Raw genomic sequence first — 15,089 nt, forward strand, 5'->3', positions numbered from 1 at the left:
CGCGGACCGAAGCCCGGGCCCCCGCCAGCATAGGCATGGGGGCAGCGCCGACTCGCGGGGGAATCTCGCCCGGGGACAGTGCGCCAGCCCGGGCAACTCCGGGCGCCGACGGGACATACACTGTCGGGCCTAGAACAAACACCGCGTCGAGCCGAGCAGAAAGGGGCGCCGCGCTGAGCCCGAAAGCCCCAGCAGCAACGGCAACGGCCGAGGTGACCGACGCCATCATCGACCGACTTCGGCGCTACCTGCACGACCGGCGCACCGAAACCGCCTACATCGGTGGCGAGTACGGCGCCTTCATCGCCGCGCTCGAGGATTTCGTGCTCGGCGGCGGCAAACGGCTGCGGCCGGCCTTCGCCTACTGGGGCTGGCGCGCGGTGGCCGACGAAGATCCCGATCCCGAAGTGCTGCTGCTGTTCTCCGCGCTGGAGTTGCTGCACGCCTGCGCGCTGCTGCACGACGACGTCATCGACGACTCCGCGACCCGCCGCGGCAAGCCGACCGCCCACGTGCACTTCGCCGAATTGCACCGCAACCGGCGGTGGCGTGGCTCCCCGGACAGGTTCGGAATGTCGGCGGCGATCCTGCTCGGCGACCTGGCGCTGGCCTGGGCCGACGACGTCGTGTTCGGCGCGGACCTGGCACCCGACACCCAGCGGCGGGTCCTGCGCGTATGGGCCGACATCCGCACCGAGGTGCTCGGCGGGCAGTACCTCGACATCGTCGCCGAGGCGAGCGCCGCCGAGTCGATCGCCTCGGCGATGAACGTCGACACCTTCAAGACCGCCAGCTACACGGTGGCACGGCCCCTGCAGCTCGGGGTGGCCGCCGCCGCGGACAGACCCGACGTCCAGGACACCTTCAAGCAGTTCGGGGTGGACCTCGGCGTGGCGTTCCAGCTGCGCGACGACGTGCTGGGCGTGTTCGGGGACCCGTCGGTCACCGGCAAGCCGTCCGGCGACGACCTGCGGTCGGGAAAGCGGACGGTGCTGCTGGCCGAGGCGGTCGAACTCGCGGACAAGTCGGATCCGGCGGCGGCCCGGCTGTTGCGCGGCTCGATCGGCGCGGAGCTGACCGACGCGCAGGTGAACGAGCTGCGCGACGTCATCAAGGCGGTGGGCGCGCTGCAGGCGGTCGAGCAGCGCATCGCCGCGCTGACGCAGCGGGCGCTGGCCACGCTGGCGTCGGCCCCCGTCAACGCGGCGGCCAAAGCGGGGCTGTCCGCACTGGCCAGGATGGCCACGAACCGGTCCGCCTGAGCCGATGGAAACCCCGTCGAGTCCGACGCAGACCCCGGCCGCCGGCTCGTCCACGGCGAAACACCGCTACTTCCAACGGTTCTCACGGCTGCTGGTATTCGTCGCGGGACCGGAATCGCGACCGGCGAAGCTGGGGTTCGTCGGCTCGGCGCTGATCACCATGGGCGGGCTGGGCGCGGGCAGCACCCGCCAGCACGACCCGCTGCTGGAGTCGATCCACATGTCGTGGCTGCGCTTCGGGCATGGGCTGGTGCTGTCGTCGATCGTGCTGTGGGCCGGCGTGGGTCTGATGCTGATCGCGTGGCTGGCACTGGGCCGGCGCGTGCTGGCCGGCGACGCGACCGAATACGTGATGAAGGCCACCACCGGGTTCTGGCTGGCGCCGCTGCTGGTCTCCGTGCCCGTGTTCAGCCGGGACACGTATTCCTATCTGGCCCAGGGGGCGCTGCTGCGCGACGGCCTGGACCCTTATGCGGTGGGCCCCGTGGCGAACCCGAACTCGTTGCTGGACAACGTAAGTCCTATCTGGACGATCACCACCGCGCCGTACGGCCCGGCGTTCATCCTGGTCGCGAAGTTCGTCACGGTCATCGTCGGCAACAACGTGGTGGCCGGGACCATGTTGCTGCGCCTGTGCATGCTGCCCGGGCTGGCGCTGCTCATCTGGGCCACTCCCCGACTGGCGCATCACCTGGGCACCGACGGCTCCATCGCGTTGTGGATCTGCGTCCTCAACCCGCTGGTGCTCATCCACCTGATGGGCGGGGTGCACAACGAGATGCTGATGGTCGGGCTCATGGCCGCCGGCATCGCCCTGACTTTCGGCGGCCGCCACCTGCCGGGCGTCGCCCTGATCACCGTGGCGAGCGCGGTCAAGGCCACCGCGGCGATCTCGTTGCCGTTTCTGGTCTGGGTGTGGATGCGGCATCTGCGCGACCGCCGGGGATACCCCCCGGCGCGGGCGTTCCTGGCGGCCATGGCGCTATCCGTGCTCGTCTTCGCCGTGGTGTTCGAGATACTGTCCGCCGCGGCCGGCGTCGGCCTGGGCTGGCTGACCGCGCTAGCCGGATCGGTGAAGATCATCAACTGGCTGACCGTGCCGACCGGGGCGGCGAACCTGATCCACGCCTGGGGCAGCAACTTCTTCACCTTCGACTTCTATCCCCTGCTGCGCGTCACCCGGATGATCGGGATCGGGGTGATCGCGGTGTCGCTGCCGCTGCTGTGGTGGCGGTACCGCCGCGACGACCGCGCCGCGCTGACCGGCATCGCGTGGTCGATGCTGATCGTCGTGTTGTTCGTGCCGGCCGCGCTGCCGTGGTACTACTCCTGGCCGCTGGCGGTCGCCGCGCCGCTGGCCCAGTCGCGGCGTGCGGTCGCCGTCATCGCGGCGTCCTCGACGTGGGTGATGGTCATCTTCAAACCCGACGGCTCGCACGGCATGTACTCGTGGCTGCACTTCTGGCTGGCCACCGCCTGCGCAGTGATCGCCTGGTACGCGCTGAACCGAGCACCGGCGGGTGCGAGTGAACAGGCCGCGGTCAGCCTCGATCAGCCTCAATAAGCCATAGCCTGGGCCCGGCGCACGATCTCCCGCGCCTGGTGCGCGTGCAGGGCGTCGACGGGACGGGCGTTGCTGACGGTGTCCCGGCTGCCGTCGCGGGTGACGGTCAGCGACGAGTCGGGGGTGAACAGCCACCGCAGGATCTCGGTCTCGCGGTAACCACCGTCGCGCAGGATGGTCAACAGCCCCGGCAGGCTCTTGACCACCTCGCCGGTGCCGGTGAAGAACACCTGGGGGATCACGACGCCGCCGTTGCGGCGCAGCGCGACCAGGTGGCCCTCCCGTAACTGCTGGTGCACCTTGCCGACCGGCACGCCGAGCAACTCGGCGACCCGGGGCAGGTCGTACGTTGGCTCGTCGGGATCTATGACGTCGTCGCCGGCCGGGATGCTGCCCACCGCGCAAGTGTATGCCCTGCTCGGCGTGTTGAGCATGAAGCTTTCAACCGGGCGCCGCGGCGCACCTACGATGGCCCCGTGGCAGGCGCAGGGATCGGTGAGCTGGACGGCACGCTGCTGGACGGCCGCTACCTCGTGGAGTCCAGAATCGCCAGCGGGGGTACCTCGACGGTGTACCGCGGCCTGGACATCCGGCTCGACCGCCCCGTCGCGGTGAAGGTCATGGACGCCCGCTACGCCGGCGACGAGCAGTTCCTGACCCGCTTCCGGCTCGAGGCCCGCTCGGTGGCGCGCTTGAAGGACCCGGGGCTGGTCGCCGTCTACGACCAGGGGCTGGACGCCCGGCACCCGTTTCTGGTCATGGAGCTCGTCGAGGGCGGCACGCTGCGCGAGTTGCTGGCCGAGCGCGGCCCGATGCCGCCCCACGCCGTCGCGGCGGTGCTGCGCCCGGTGCTGGGCGGGCTGGCCGCCGCGCACGGCGCCGGCCTGGTGCACCGCGACGTCAAGCCGGAGAACGTGCTGATCTCCGACGAAGGCGACGTGAAGATCGCCGATTTCGGGCTTGTTCGCGCCGTGGCCGCGGCCGGGATCACCTCCGCCAGCGTCATGCTGGGAACGGCGGCCTACCTGTCCCCCGAGCAGGTCCGCGACTGCCCACCCAATCAAGCCAGCCCCCGCAGCGACGTCTACTCCACCGGGATCCTCACCTACGAGCTGCTGACCGGGCGCACGCCGTTCACCGGTGACTCGGCACTGTCGATCGCCTACCAGCGCCTGGACAGCGATGTGCCCCCGGCCGGCGCGGCGATCGACGGCGTGCCCCCGCAATTCGACGAGTTGGTGCGGCGCGCGACCGCCCGCAACCCCGCCGACCGATACGCCGACGCGGTCGAGATGGCCGCCGAGCTGGAGGCGATCGCCGACGAACTCGGTTTGCCGGGCTTCCGGGTGCCCGCCCCGAGCAATTCCGCCCAGCACCGCTCGGCCGCACTGCAGCACAGCCGGATGGCGGAGCGCAGGACCGCGCCGGTTCACCAGCCCACCCGCCAGCTCACCCGCGGGCCCGGGGACTGGCCCGCGGCGCAACCCCGGGTCGAGCCGGACGAATACGAATACGGGCCCGCGACAGGGGAATTCGCCGGGATCGCGATGAGCGAGTTCGTGTGGGCCCGTCAGCGTGGCCGGCGCATGGTGCTGATCTGGGTGGCGGTCCTGCTCGCCCTCACCGGGCTCGTGGCGACCGTGGGATGGACTATCGGCAGCAACCTGAGCGGCCTGCTGTGAGCCCGCGAGCGTGCGCACATGCACGCATACGCCGGCGTGTCCTCGTACAGACACCCACGCTTGCGGGGAGTGCAGGTCCTGGCTAGTCGCGCAGCATCTCGGCGACCAGGAACGCCAGCTCCAGCGACTGCTGGGTGTTCAGCCGCGGGTCACACGCCGTCTCGTAGCGCCCCACCAGGTCGGTGTCCGAGATGTCCTGCGCGCCACCGAGACATTCGGTGACGTTCTCGCCGGTGATCTCGACGTGGATGCCACCCGGATGGGTGCCCAGCGCCCGGTGCACCTCGAAGAATCCCTGCACCTCGTCGACGATGCGGTCGAAGTGGCGGGTCTTGTACCCGTTGGACGACTCGTGGGTGTTGCCGTGCATCGGGTCGCACTGCCAGATCACCTGGTGACCGGTGGCCTGCACCTTCTCGACGATCGGCGGGAGCAGGTCGCGGACCTTGCTGTTCCCCAGCCTGCTGACCAGCGTCAGCCGGCCGGGCTGGCTGCGCGGGTCGAGCCGCTCGACGTATTCGACGGCGAGTTCGGGGGTCATCGTCGGGCCGATCTTGACGCCGATCGGGTTGGCGATCACCTCGGCGAACGCGACGTGCGCACCGTCGAGCTGGCGGGTGCGCTCGCCGATCCACACGGTGTGCGCCGACAGGTCGTAGAGCCGGGGCTCGCCGTCTTCGCCCTCGGACAGGCGCAGCATCGCCCGCTCGTAGTCGAGCACCAAAGCCTCGTGGCTGGCGAAGATTTCGGCGGTCTGCAGGTTACGGTCGGCCACCCCGCACGCACTCATGAAGCGCAGCGCACGGTCGATCTCGGTGGCCAGCGCCTCGTATCGCGCCCCGGCCGGCGAGGTCGCGACGAACTCGCGGTTCCAGTCGTGTACCCCGTGCAGCGAGGCCAGTCCCGACGAGGTCAGGGCCCGCACCAGGTTCATCGCCGCGCTGGCGTTGGCATAGGCCCGCACCAGCCGTGACGGGTCGTGGTCGCGCGCGGCGGCATCCGGGGCGAAGCCGTTGACCATGTCGCCGCGGTAGGACTTCAGGCCCAGCGCGTCGATGTCGGACGAGCGCGGCTTGGCGTACTGGCCCGCGATGCGGGCCACTTTGACCACCGGCATGCTGGCGCCGTAGGTCAGCACCACGGCCATCTGCAGCAGCGCCCGGATGTTGCCCCGGATGTGAGGTTCGGTGTTGTCGGTGAACGTCTCCGCGCAGTCGCCGCCCTGCAGCAGGAACGCCTCCCCCTTGGCGACCGCGGCCAGTTGTTCCTGCAGGCGCACGATCTCGGACGGCACCGTCACCGGCGGCACGCTCTCCAGGACCGTGCGCATCGCGGTGGCCTGGTCGGCCGGCCAGCCGGGCTGCTGGGCGGCGGGCTTGGCCAGCGCGGCGTCGAGGCGGGCGCGCAGCTCGGTCGGCAGCGGCGGCAGCGAAGGCAGCTGGTCGATCGGGATGTCGACGGTCCAGTTCATCGGTCCATGGTAACCGGCACCCGGCCTGGGCAGTTCGGGGCTGATCAGGACGAACGCCGTCCGGCCGGCGGCTCGTCGGCCGACGTGATCAGCCGGAAGCGGCGCAATTGATCGCGGGCGTCGACCAGCGCGTCGTGCGCGTCGCGCGAGCGCGGCGGCAGCCGGGGGGATCCGCGGTCCTCCCAGAGCTGCCGCAGTTCGCGGGTGAAGCGGGGCAGCGCCCGCGGCAGCTCCGGCATCGTGCCCCACAACTGGCACAGGGCCACGTGGTCGTAGGCCCCGACCCAGGCCCACAGCTCGATCGGGTCGGCGCCCGAGACGCCCGAGACGCCGAAGAACTCCTCCAGGTCCTCCCGGATCCGCCTCCGCGAGCGCCAAACCTGCGAGGACGGTGGCGGCAGCTTGGGCAGCACGTGCGCGCGCACCCAGCTACCGGCGCGTTCCGGATCGAATTCGGTGGACACCGCGTAGTACTCGCGACCGTCTTCGGCGACCACGCCGATCGAGATCAGCTCGATGCTGCGGCCGTCCTCGATGAACTCGGTGTCGTAGAAGTAGCGCACCGCAGAAAGCCTAGGCGTGCGGCCGAGGGGCGGCGGCGCGGCGACCTACCTGCCGATCAGGATGGGCTCGGTCTTCTCGGGCGGCGGCGCGGGACGCACCTCGTTGTCGAGCCTGGCGTCGACCGTGCGCTCGTCGGGCAGGCGCGGGGTGCCGGCGATCGCGCACTGCAACGCCAGCTTGGCCCGCACGACGGGACGTCGCAGCGTCCGTTCCCGCTGCAGCGCCCGGCGCATCTTGTCCGGCTGGGTGGTGTAGCGCCACCGGGCCCACGGGGCGTGGGGGCGCGACAACCGGACCGCCCCGACGACGAGCAGCACGACGATGAACATCCCGAGCAGGCCGGTCCACACCTTGCCCTTGAGCACCACGATCACGGCCAGCGGCAGCGTCAGCGCCATGGCACCGCCGACCGCGAACCGCAGCGCCGTCGAATCGGCGCCCCGCCACACCGGCAGGAAGAACATCAACGGATGCAGGCCCATGATCAGCAGGCCGGCCACGGCCACCGCGGCGAACACCGCGTCCACCGACGTGCGCCCGTCTTCCGACCAGTACACATCGGACAGGTGCAGGATCAACGCGTACTCATCGAGCACCAGCGCGGCCCCGACACCGAAAAATATCGCGGCAAAGGTGAATTCGGGTTCGTTCCCGTCGAGGGACAAGGTGACCAGCGTCAGTCCGGACATCAGCACCAGCACCACCCCGAACGTCACGTGGTGGATGTGCACTCCCCCGACGTGGACGTTGCGCGGCTGCCACCATTTGGGCGGGCGGCCGGTCGCGGCGCGGTGGCGGATGAACCGGACGAACGTTCGCGTGACGAAAAAGGTCAGGATGAAGGCCACCAGACAGCACAGCAGCGGCAGCCGGCCGCCGTCGTGGATGTCATGGGAGAACCACTCGGCGACCCTGGACACGAACCACTGCAGCACACTTGAAACCTACGCCTGCCTGCCCGCACCAGGCAGGAGCCGCGCTGCGCCACCTGCCGGGCCCGGGCACCGATTACGCTGTTGCCGATATGAGTAGATCGCAGGCGCCCGGCGCGGGCTTCGCTGCCAGAAGTGGTCCCGGGCGGGTGCTGACGTGGGGACTGCTCTGGTTGGCGGCGGCCGCCGCGCTGGCCTACGCGGCCTGGGGCCTCTTCGGACACACGCCGTACCGCATCGACATCGACATCTATCAGATGGGCGGTCAGGCCTGGTTGGACGGGCATCCGCTGTACCGCGGCGAGGTGTTGTTCCACACCCCCATCGGGCTGAACCTGCCGTTCACCTATCCCCCGCTGGCGGCCATCGTGTTCAGCCCGTTCGCCTGGTTGCACATGCCGGCCGCCAGCGTCGCGATCACGTTGCTGACGCTGGCGCTGCTGATGGTGTCGACGGTGGTCGTGCTCACCCGGCTGGACGTCTGGGACACCTCGACGGTGCTGCCGGGGCCGGCGTGGCTACGCCGGCTGTGGCTGACCGTGCTGATCGTGGCACCCGCGGCGATCTGGCTGGAACCGATCAATTCGAACTTCGCGTTCGGCCAGATCAACGCCGTGCTGATGACGCTGGTGATCGCCGATTGCTTTCCGCGCCGCACGCCGTGGCCGCGCGGCGTGCTGCTCGGGCTCGGGATCGCGCTCAAGCTCACTCCCGCGGTGTTCCTGCTCTATCTCGTGCTGCGCCGCGACAACCGTGCTGCGCTCATCGCGCTGGCGTCCTTCGCGGCCGCCACGGCCGTGGGTTTCGCGCTGGCGTGGGACGATTCGTGGGAGTACTGGACCCGCACGGTGCACCACACCGACCGGATCGGGGCCGCTGCGCTGAACACCGACCAGAACATCGCGGGCGGACTGGCCCGGTTGGGCCTCGGCGAGCACGAGCGCTTCGTGCTGTGGGTGGCCGCGAGCCTGCTGGTGCTGGCGCTGACCGTGTGGGCGATGCGACGGGTGCTGCGCGCCGGCGAGCCGACGGCGGCGATCATCTGTGTCGCCCTGTTCGGGCTGGTCGTGTCGCCGGTGTCGTGGTCGCACCACTGGGTGTGGATGCTGCCGGCGGTGCTGGTGACCGGGACTGCGGCCTGGCGGCGGCGCAGCCCGGCGCTGGCGGTCATCAGCGCCGCCGGGGTGGCGCTGATGGCCTGGACCCCGATCAACCTGCTCCCCAAGCATCACGAGACGACCGCGGTGTGGTGGCGCCAACTGGCCGGCATGTCCTACGTATGGTGGGCGCTGGCGGTCATCGCCGCGGCGGGATTCACCGTCGGCGCCCGCGTCGGTTCGCGGGACGCGGCAACGCCCGCGCTGACGCCGGTGTCGGCGGTCGGCTAGCCCGCGGCGGTCTCGGGGATGCGCGCGGCGTCAGCGGCGGAGGCGCCGCCGGAGTCGCCGTTGCCGCCCTCCTTGAGGCTGGCGGCGTAGATGTCGACGTATTCCTGGCCGGAGAGACCCATCAACTCGTAGATCACCTCGTCGGCGACGGCCCGCTCGATGAACCGGTTGCCGGCCATCCCCTCGAAGCGGGAAAAATCCATCGGCTTGCCGAAGCGGACGGTGACCCGGCCGAACCGCAGCATGTTTGTCCCGGGGGGGTTGACCACGTCGGTGCCGATCATCGCCACCGGGATCACCGGGACCCCGGTGTGCAACGCCAGCCGGGCCAGCCCCGTCTTGCCCTTGTAGAGCCGGCCGTCCGGCGAACGAGTGCCTTCGGGGTACATGCCGAGCAGCTTGCCCTGACCGAGCAGCCGTTCGGCGGTGTCCAGCGCCGCCTGCGCGGCGTCGGCATCGGTGCGGTCGATCGGCACCTGACCGACGGCGGTGAAGAACCAGCGCTGGAACCAGCCCTTGAGCCCGGCGCCCGTGAAGTATTCGGCCTTGGCCAGGAAGGTGATCCGGCGGCGCACGACCAGTGGCAGGTAGAAGCTGTCCATGACGGCCAGGTGGTTACTGGCCAGGATCGCCGGTCCGGAGCGCGGAAGGTGTTCCAGGCCTTCAACTTTGGGTCGGCCGAGCAGAGAGAGCAACGGGCCGAGAAGAACGTACTTGAATAGCCAGTACCACATGGCCCTCCCTCTCCCCGCCGGTCGTGTCCTGCGCCAACTGTACCCATCCGCGCGGCGGGCGACCACCTTCGACGCGGGCGGCTCACTCCTCGACGGTGACCGGGATGGACTGATACCGGGTCTTGGCGGTGCCTTCCCCGGCGTCCCGGCCGGCGCGCGCCGCATCGCCCGGCGGTGGCACACCCCCGCCGGGCGGCCGGTCCGGGGGCGGCTGCGGTGACCGGTCGGCCTCAGCTGCGTCACCGACGATGCCGCGGATCACCTCCAACAGAGCGATGCTGTGGTCGGCGATCAGGGTGAGCAACGGGTGCTGCTCACCGGTGGCCAGCGCGGCCAGCGCACACACCGGGCACCACACCTGCCGGCATTTCGCGGTTCCCGGCCCGTTGCCGGCCGTCATCGCGGCCGCCAGCCGCACCGCCGGGTCGATTCCGTCCAGGATCGCCTGGGCCAGCCTGCGCAGCTCGGGACCGACGTCGGGATGAGCCCCACTCATCTAGGCCACACCTCCGGGTCTGGTCGGAAACGAACCGTCAGCTCACTACCCCGCAGACGTGCGTCCGACACCGTGCAGCGCCGCAGCACGGACGCCAACCGAACCCTGCGCCGCAACCCGCCGACGCCGATGATCAGGTCGTCGTCGACCCGGCCGAGGGTCAGGGCGCCGGAATCGAGTTGGGGCAACGCTAGCCGCATCCGGTACACCGACCCAAGTCCCGATCCGGATTCGAGGTCCACCACGGGCCGCAGCGGACCCGGTGGCGCCATGGTGCCCTGGCGGCGGGCGTTGTCGAGCAGTGCGCCCAGCGCCTTGGGACCGATCGGCTCGCCGGACAGGTGCGGGGTCACCACCAGCGCGATGTCGCCCACGGCGGCGCCGAGTTCCTCGAGAACGACGCGTTGTTCGCAAATGCGCTCGGCGTACCAGGAGAACGCCGGGTGGGACGGCAGGTTGTGGTACTCGTAGGACTCGTCCTGCACGAGCACCTGGTTGACGATCAGCTCCTCGACGCGCACCCCCATCAACGCCAGCGAGCCCAGGGTCCGGAGGCCCTCGGCCACCACCACCCGCTCGGGAGTCAGCACCAGATGCGCACCGACCCGCTCGCCGTCGGTCAACAGTGCGCCGAGCGCATCGACGCCCGTGCTGATGCGCTCCAGCAACTCCACCACCGCCGCCGACCGGCTGTCATCGGCGGCGATCGACAACCTGCGGTGGCGCGGCCACGCACGCTCGACGTAGAGCCCGAACGTGGCGGGCAGGGTCAGCATCCGCAACGCGTCGGCCGTCGAGGCGCAGTCGACGACGACCAGATCCCAGTACCCGGAGGCGGCCAGCTCACCGACGGCGTGCAGCCCGAGAACTTCCTGGACGCCCGGCAGGGCCGAAAGTTCTTCGGGGGCAATGGTGCCCAACTCGGAGTCGGGAAAACTCCGATCCACGGCGCCGACCACGTGCTGCCAGCGGGCCTCGAGCAGGGCCAGGGTGTCCAGGGCCAGCGCGTCGAGGAAACCGCCGCCCGCCTCGGCCCACTCGGTTCGGAGGTCGGCGAGCACCCGAACGGGCTCGTCGGGACCGCTCGGCGGGACCGGGACGCCCAGCACGTCGCCCAGCGAATGCGCCTGGTCGGTGGACACCACCAGCACGCGCTGACCCCGGTTCGCGGCGGCGACCGCGGTGGCCGAGGCCAGAGTGGATTTCCCTACCCCGCCCTTGCCGACGAACAGACTGACCCGGGACGGGGTCGGCGTAACGGACTCACTCAGCCTCGACTCGTTTCTTCAGATCCTTCAACGCGGTGTCGGTCAGCCTGCGCTCGGCCTTGCGTTTGAGCATCCCGATCATCGGCAGGGCAAGGTCCACCGACAGCTCGTAGGTGACGTCGGTGCCAGAACCCTTGGGCGCCAGGCGATACGAGCCTTCGAGCGAACGCAGCAGCGAGCTGGAGACCAGGGTCCAGCTCAGCGATCGGCGATCTTTGGGCCACTGGTAGGACATGACCAGGGTGTCTTTGATGATCCCGGCGTCCATCACGAAGCGCACCACCTTGGGGTAGCCGTCGGCGCCCCTTTCCTGCACCTCTGCTTGCTTGTACTCCGAGATCCAATCCGGGTAGGCGTCGATGTCGGCGATCACCTTCAATATCGTGTCGGGATCAGCGTCGATGTGAATGGTCTGCGTCGTCTTCTCCGCCACCTGGCTGCTGCCTCTCTCCCACGAGCGAGTCGGCCCGCCGCGGGACTAACCCGGTCTCCGGCCCGAAACGGTACTCCCCATGCCCGAGGTTGAGCGTCAAACTGCCGGAGAAATCCCGGCCGGGCGTGACCGTTCCAGCGTCGCCTTGAGTTCGAAAGCCATGTTCTTACCCGCGACCCGGCGCCGGTGGATCGCCTTCGCCAGGTTGAGCCTGGCCAGCTGCCAGGCCGCCACGCCGGTCGGTTCGGCATGCAGGAAGTAGTGCAGCACCACGCCGTCCAACCCGTCCCGCATGGGTTCCAACCAGATCTCCATGGTGCCGGTCAACGCGCCGGTCACCGCCCACCGGATGCCCTTGTCGGCCCGATCCTCGACGACCTGCAACCGCAGGTCGGGCCACCACCGCCGCCAGTTCGACGGGTCGGCGACCGCGGCGCCGACCCGCGCGCCGTCGGCGGCGACGTACGTCTCGTCGGCGATCTGGATGCTGTTCACCGCCCCAGCTTCACACACCCGCGGCGGCCGGGCCGGGTTGGGCCGGGTTGGGCTGGTAAACGCCCGCATTAGGCTGGACACGGCAAGCCGGAGCCGGCATCACTAGCCGAATCGAGGTCAACACAGTGCGTGAGTACAGCGTTCCCGCCCGCTTCTGCGTCGGGGAGCACGACAACATCGCGGCCATGGTCTTCGAACACGAGCGACAGGACCCCGGCTTCGCGATCTACCAGCGCCGGGTCGACGGCGTCTGGACCGACGTCACGTGCGCCGAGGCGGCCGATCAGGTCCGTTCCGCGGCACTGGGTTTGATCGCGTTGGGGGTGCAGGCAGGTGACCGGGTGTCGATCTTCTCGGCGACCCGGTACGAGTGGGCGATCCTCGACCTGGCGATCCTGTCGGTGGGCGCGGTCACCGTGCCGATCTACGAGACGTCGTCGGCCGAGCAGGTGCACTGGGTGCTGCAGGACTCGGCGGCGGTGCTGGCGTTCGCCGAAACCGACGCCCACGCCGCGATGATCACCGAGCTCACCGGCGAACTGCCCGCCCTGCGCCGGGTGTTGCGCATCGACGGGTCGGGCCCCAAGGCGCTCGACCAGTTGGCCGGGGCCGGCGCGCCGGTCGACCCGGCCGAGCTGACGGCGCGGCTCGGGGCGCTCCGGGCCGAGGACCCGGCGACGCTGATCTACACCTCGGGCACCACCGGCCGGCCCAAGGGCTGCCAGCTCACCCATTCCAACCTGCTCTACGAGATGCGGGGAACCAAGGAGTGCCTCCCGACGCTGCTGGCCAACGGGCAGCGGCTGCTGGTGTTCCTGCCGCTGGCCCACGTCCTGGCCCGGGCGCTCACGCTGGGCGCGTTCGCCAACAAGGTGACCGTCGGCTTCACCAGCGACATCAAGAACCTGGTGCCGCTGCTGGCGGAGTTCACGCCGACGGTGGTGGTGTCGGTGCCGCGGGTGTTCGAGAAGGTGTACAACACCGCCGAGCAGAGCGCCGCCAACGACGGCAAGGGGCGGATCTTCGCGCTCGCCGCCCAGACCGCGGTCGAGTGGAGCCAGGCCCGCGACCGCGGGGGCCCCGGGCTGCGGCTGCGCGCCAAACATGCGCTGTTCGATCGGCTGGTCTATCACAAGCTGCGCGCCGCGCTGGGCGGCGATTGTCGCGCCGCGGTGTCGGGCGGCGCACCGCTGGGCGCCCGGCTGGGCCACTTCTTCCGCGGTGTGGGCCTCACCATCCATGAGGGCTACGGCCTGACCGAGACCAGTGCGGCGATCACGGTCAACCAGGTCGGCAACGTCAAGATCGGGACAGTCGGAACGTTGGTGCCCGGCAACAGCTTACGCATCGGCGAGGACGGGGAGCTGCTGGTGCGCGGCGGGGTGGTGTTCAGCGGCTACTGGGCCAACGAGCAGGCCACCGCCGAGGCGTTCACCGACGGCTGGTTCAAGACGGGCGACCTGGGCTCCGTCGACGAGGACGGCTTCCTGACGATCACCGGGCGCAAGAAGGAGATCATCGTCACCGCGGGCGGCAAGAACGTCGCACCCGCGCTGCTCGAGGACCAACTGCGGGGGCACCCGCTGATCAGCCAGGCGATGGTCGTCGGGGACAACAAGCCCTTCATCGGCGCGCTGATCACGATCGACCCCGAGGCGTTCGACGTCTGGAAGCAGCGCAACAGCAAGGCGGCCGGCGCGTCGGTGGGCGACCTGGCCACCGACCCCGACCTGATCGCCGAGGTGAACGCCGCCATCAAGCAGGCCAACCTCTCGGTGTCGCACGCCGAGTCGATCCGCAAGTTCCGCATCCTTCCGGTCGACTTCACCGAGGACACCGGGGAGCTGACGCCCACGATGAAGGTCAAGCGCAAAGTGGTGGCCGAGAAGTTCGCGTCCGACATCGCCGCGATCTACGCGAAGGACTAGTCAGCCGCGGAGCAGGCCGGCCAGGCGCGCGGCCAGCGTGTCCCAGCGCCACTGCGCCGTCACCCACTCGCGGCCGGCCGCGCCCATGGCCGCGGCCCGATCGCGATCGGTCAGCAACTCGGTGACGGCGGTAGCGATCTTGGCCACCGAGCGGCCGTCGACCACAAGCCCGGTCTCGTTGTGCCGCACGGCTTCCGGGGCCCCGCCCGACTCGCCGGCGATGACCGGCACGCCGGTCGCCGACGCTTCCAGGAACACGATGCCCAGCCCCTCCACGTCCATGCCGGCGCGGCGGGTGCGGCACGGCATCGCGAACACGTCGGCCAGGGCGTGGTGCGCGGCCAGTTCGGCGGCAGGCACGCCGCCGGTGAACGTCACGTGCTCGGCGACCCCGCAGCCGCGGGCCAGCTTGCGCAGCGCGTCGGCGTGCGGGCCGCCGCCCACGATGACCAGCGCGGCCCCGTCGACGCGTCGCCGGATCGACGGCAGCGCCCTGATCAACGTGTCCTGGCCCTTGCGCGGCACCAGACGCGACAGGCACACCACGGTCGGCCGTCCGCCCAGCCGGTAGCGGTTCCGCAGTTCGGCACGGGCCGCGGGGTCGGGCCGGAACCGGTCGGTGTCCACCCCGGGCGGCAGGTATTCGAGCGAGGCCGCGGACCCGAAGGCCGGCGCGAACCGGGAGCGGGTGTAGCGGCTGACGAACGTCACGACGTCGGTGTCGTCGCCGATGCGGCGCAACACCGAGCGGGCCACCGGCAGCATCGACCAGCCCACTTCGTGGCCGTGGGGGGGGGGGGGGGGGCGCGGCGCCCCCGCCGCGGGGGGGGGGGGCGGCCCCCCCCCCCCCCCCGCGGCCGCCCCCCCCCCCC

General features: G+C 70.5%; 15 protein-coding genes. 5 read left to right on the plus strand and 10 right to left on the minus strand.

Annotation, left to right across the window (positions count from 1 at the left end; all coding sequences use genetic code 11):
* Nucleotides 1–212 precede the first annotated feature (212 nt).
* Nucleotides 213–1,262 (plus strand): bifunctional (2E,6E)-farnesyl/geranyl diphosphate synthase, encoded by a 1,050-nt coding sequence (idsA2, locus tag FPZ47_RS14265; protein ID WP_144950517.1) that lies wholly within the window; start codon nucleotides 213–215, stop codon nucleotides 1,260–1,262.
* A 4-nt stretch (nucleotides 1,263–1,266) separates the two neighbouring features.
* On the plus strand, nucleotides 1,267–2,826 hold the full coding sequence (locus tag FPZ47_RS14270) for an alpha-(1->6)-mannopyranosyltransferase A (RefSeq protein WP_144950515.1): 1,560 nt from the start codon (nucleotides 1,267–1,269) through the stop codon (nucleotides 2,824–2,826).
* Here FPZ47_RS14270 and FPZ47_RS14275 read toward each other — a convergent pair.
* A complete protein-coding gene (locus FPZ47_RS14275; RefSeq protein ID WP_210419906.1) occupies nucleotides 2,820–3,224 on the minus strand; it encodes an Rv2175c family DNA-binding protein in 405 nt (134 codons plus the stop codon). The genes FPZ47_RS14270 and FPZ47_RS14275 overlap by 7 nt on opposite strands.
* Before the next feature lie 78 nt (nucleotides 3,225–3,302).
* On the opposite strand from FPZ47_RS14275, the gene FPZ47_RS14280 reads away from it, so the two are divergent.
* Nucleotides 3,303–4,508 (plus strand): protein kinase domain-containing protein, encoded by a 1,206-nt coding sequence (locus FPZ47_RS14280; RefSeq protein ID WP_246133346.1) that lies wholly within the window; start codon nucleotides 3,303–3,305, stop codon nucleotides 4,506–4,508.
* A gap of 82 nt (nucleotides 4,509–4,590) precedes the next feature.
* On the opposite strand, the gene FPZ47_RS14285 is transcribed toward FPZ47_RS14280, so the two are convergent.
* The 3 genes from FPZ47_RS14285 to FPZ47_RS14295 are packed head-to-tail and all read right to left on the minus strand — an operon-like array spanning nucleotide 4,591 to nucleotide 7,463.
* Nucleotides 4,591–5,979, minus strand: a complete 1,389-nt coding sequence (locus FPZ47_RS14285; RefSeq protein ID WP_144950511.1) for a class II 3-deoxy-7-phosphoheptulonate synthase — start codon at nucleotides 5,977–5,979, stop codon at nucleotides 4,591–4,593.
* Between the two features lie 44 nt (nucleotides 5,980–6,023).
* A complete protein-coding gene (locus FPZ47_RS14290; RefSeq protein WP_144950509.1) occupies nucleotides 6,024–6,542 on the minus strand; it encodes a polyadenylate-specific 3'-exoribonuclease AS in 519 nt (172 codons plus the stop codon).
* Between the two features lie 45 nt (nucleotides 6,543–6,587).
* Entirely contained in the window at nucleotides 6,588–7,463 is an 876-nt protein-coding gene (locus FPZ47_RS14295) for a hypothetical protein (RefSeq protein WP_210419907.1), read from the minus strand.
* Between the two features lie 104 nt (nucleotides 7,464–7,567).
* On the opposite strand from FPZ47_RS14295, the gene FPZ47_RS14300 reads away from it, so the two are divergent.
* Entirely contained in the window at nucleotides 7,568–8,863 is a 1,296-nt protein-coding gene (locus tag FPZ47_RS14300; RefSeq protein WP_144950505.1) for a glycosyltransferase 87 family protein, read from the plus strand.
* On the opposite strand, the gene FPZ47_RS14305 is transcribed toward FPZ47_RS14300, so the two are convergent.
* From FPZ47_RS14305 to FPZ47_RS14325, 5 genes are all read right to left on the minus strand, one after another.
* Nucleotides 8,860–9,597: a lysophospholipid acyltransferase family protein gene (locus FPZ47_RS14305; RefSeq protein ID WP_144950503.1), complete on the minus strand. Its 738-nt coding sequence runs from the start codon at nucleotides 9,595–9,597 to the stop codon at nucleotides 8,860–8,862. The two genes, FPZ47_RS14300 and FPZ47_RS14305, sit on opposite strands and share 4 nt — an antisense overlap.
* A gap of 82 nt (nucleotides 9,598–9,679) precedes the next feature.
* Nucleotides 9,680–10,093: a hypothetical protein gene (locus FPZ47_RS14310; RefSeq protein ID WP_144950501.1), complete on the minus strand. Its 414-nt coding sequence runs from the start codon at nucleotides 10,091–10,093 to the stop codon at nucleotides 9,680–9,682.
* Nucleotides 10,090–11,364: an ArsA family ATPase gene (locus FPZ47_RS14315; RefSeq protein WP_144950499.1), complete on the minus strand. Its 1,275-nt coding sequence runs from the start codon at nucleotides 11,362–11,364 to the stop codon at nucleotides 10,090–10,092. Before FPZ47_RS14315 ends, FPZ47_RS14310 begins: the two co-directional genes overlap by 4 nt.
* Nucleotides 11,357–11,794, minus strand: coding sequence for an SRPBCC family protein (locus FPZ47_RS14320; RefSeq protein ID WP_144950497.1), 438 nt, complete (start codon nucleotides 11,792–11,794; stop codon nucleotides 11,357–11,359). The genes FPZ47_RS14315 and FPZ47_RS14320 overlap by 8 nt, the downstream gene beginning before the upstream one ends.
* Nucleotides 11,795–11,890: 96 nt before the next feature.
* Entirely contained in the window at nucleotides 11,891–12,289 is a 399-nt protein-coding gene (locus FPZ47_RS14325) for a polyketide cyclase / dehydrase and lipid transport (protein WP_144950495.1), read from the minus strand.
* Nucleotides 12,290–12,414: 125 nt separating this feature from the next.
* Here FPZ47_RS14325 and FPZ47_RS14330 point away from each other — a divergent pair, with 125 nt between their 5' ends.
* Nucleotides 12,415–14,217 (plus strand): AMP-dependent synthetase/ligase, encoded by a 1,803-nt coding sequence (locus FPZ47_RS14330; RefSeq protein ID WP_144950493.1) that lies wholly within the window; start codon nucleotides 12,415–12,417, stop codon nucleotides 14,215–14,217.
* Here the strand turns inward: FPZ47_RS14330 and FPZ47_RS14335 are convergent.
* On the minus strand, nucleotides 14,218–15,089 hold an 872-nt coding region (locus tag FPZ47_RS14335; protein ID WP_145039472.1), incomplete at its 5' end, for a glycosyltransferase family 4 protein. It lies immediately after the preceding gene.

The sequence above is a fragment of the Mycobacterium helveticum genome, assembly GCF_007714205.1.
Classification (GTDB): domain Bacteria; phylum Actinomycetota; class Actinomycetes; order Mycobacteriales; family Mycobacteriaceae; genus Mycobacterium; species Mycobacterium helveticum.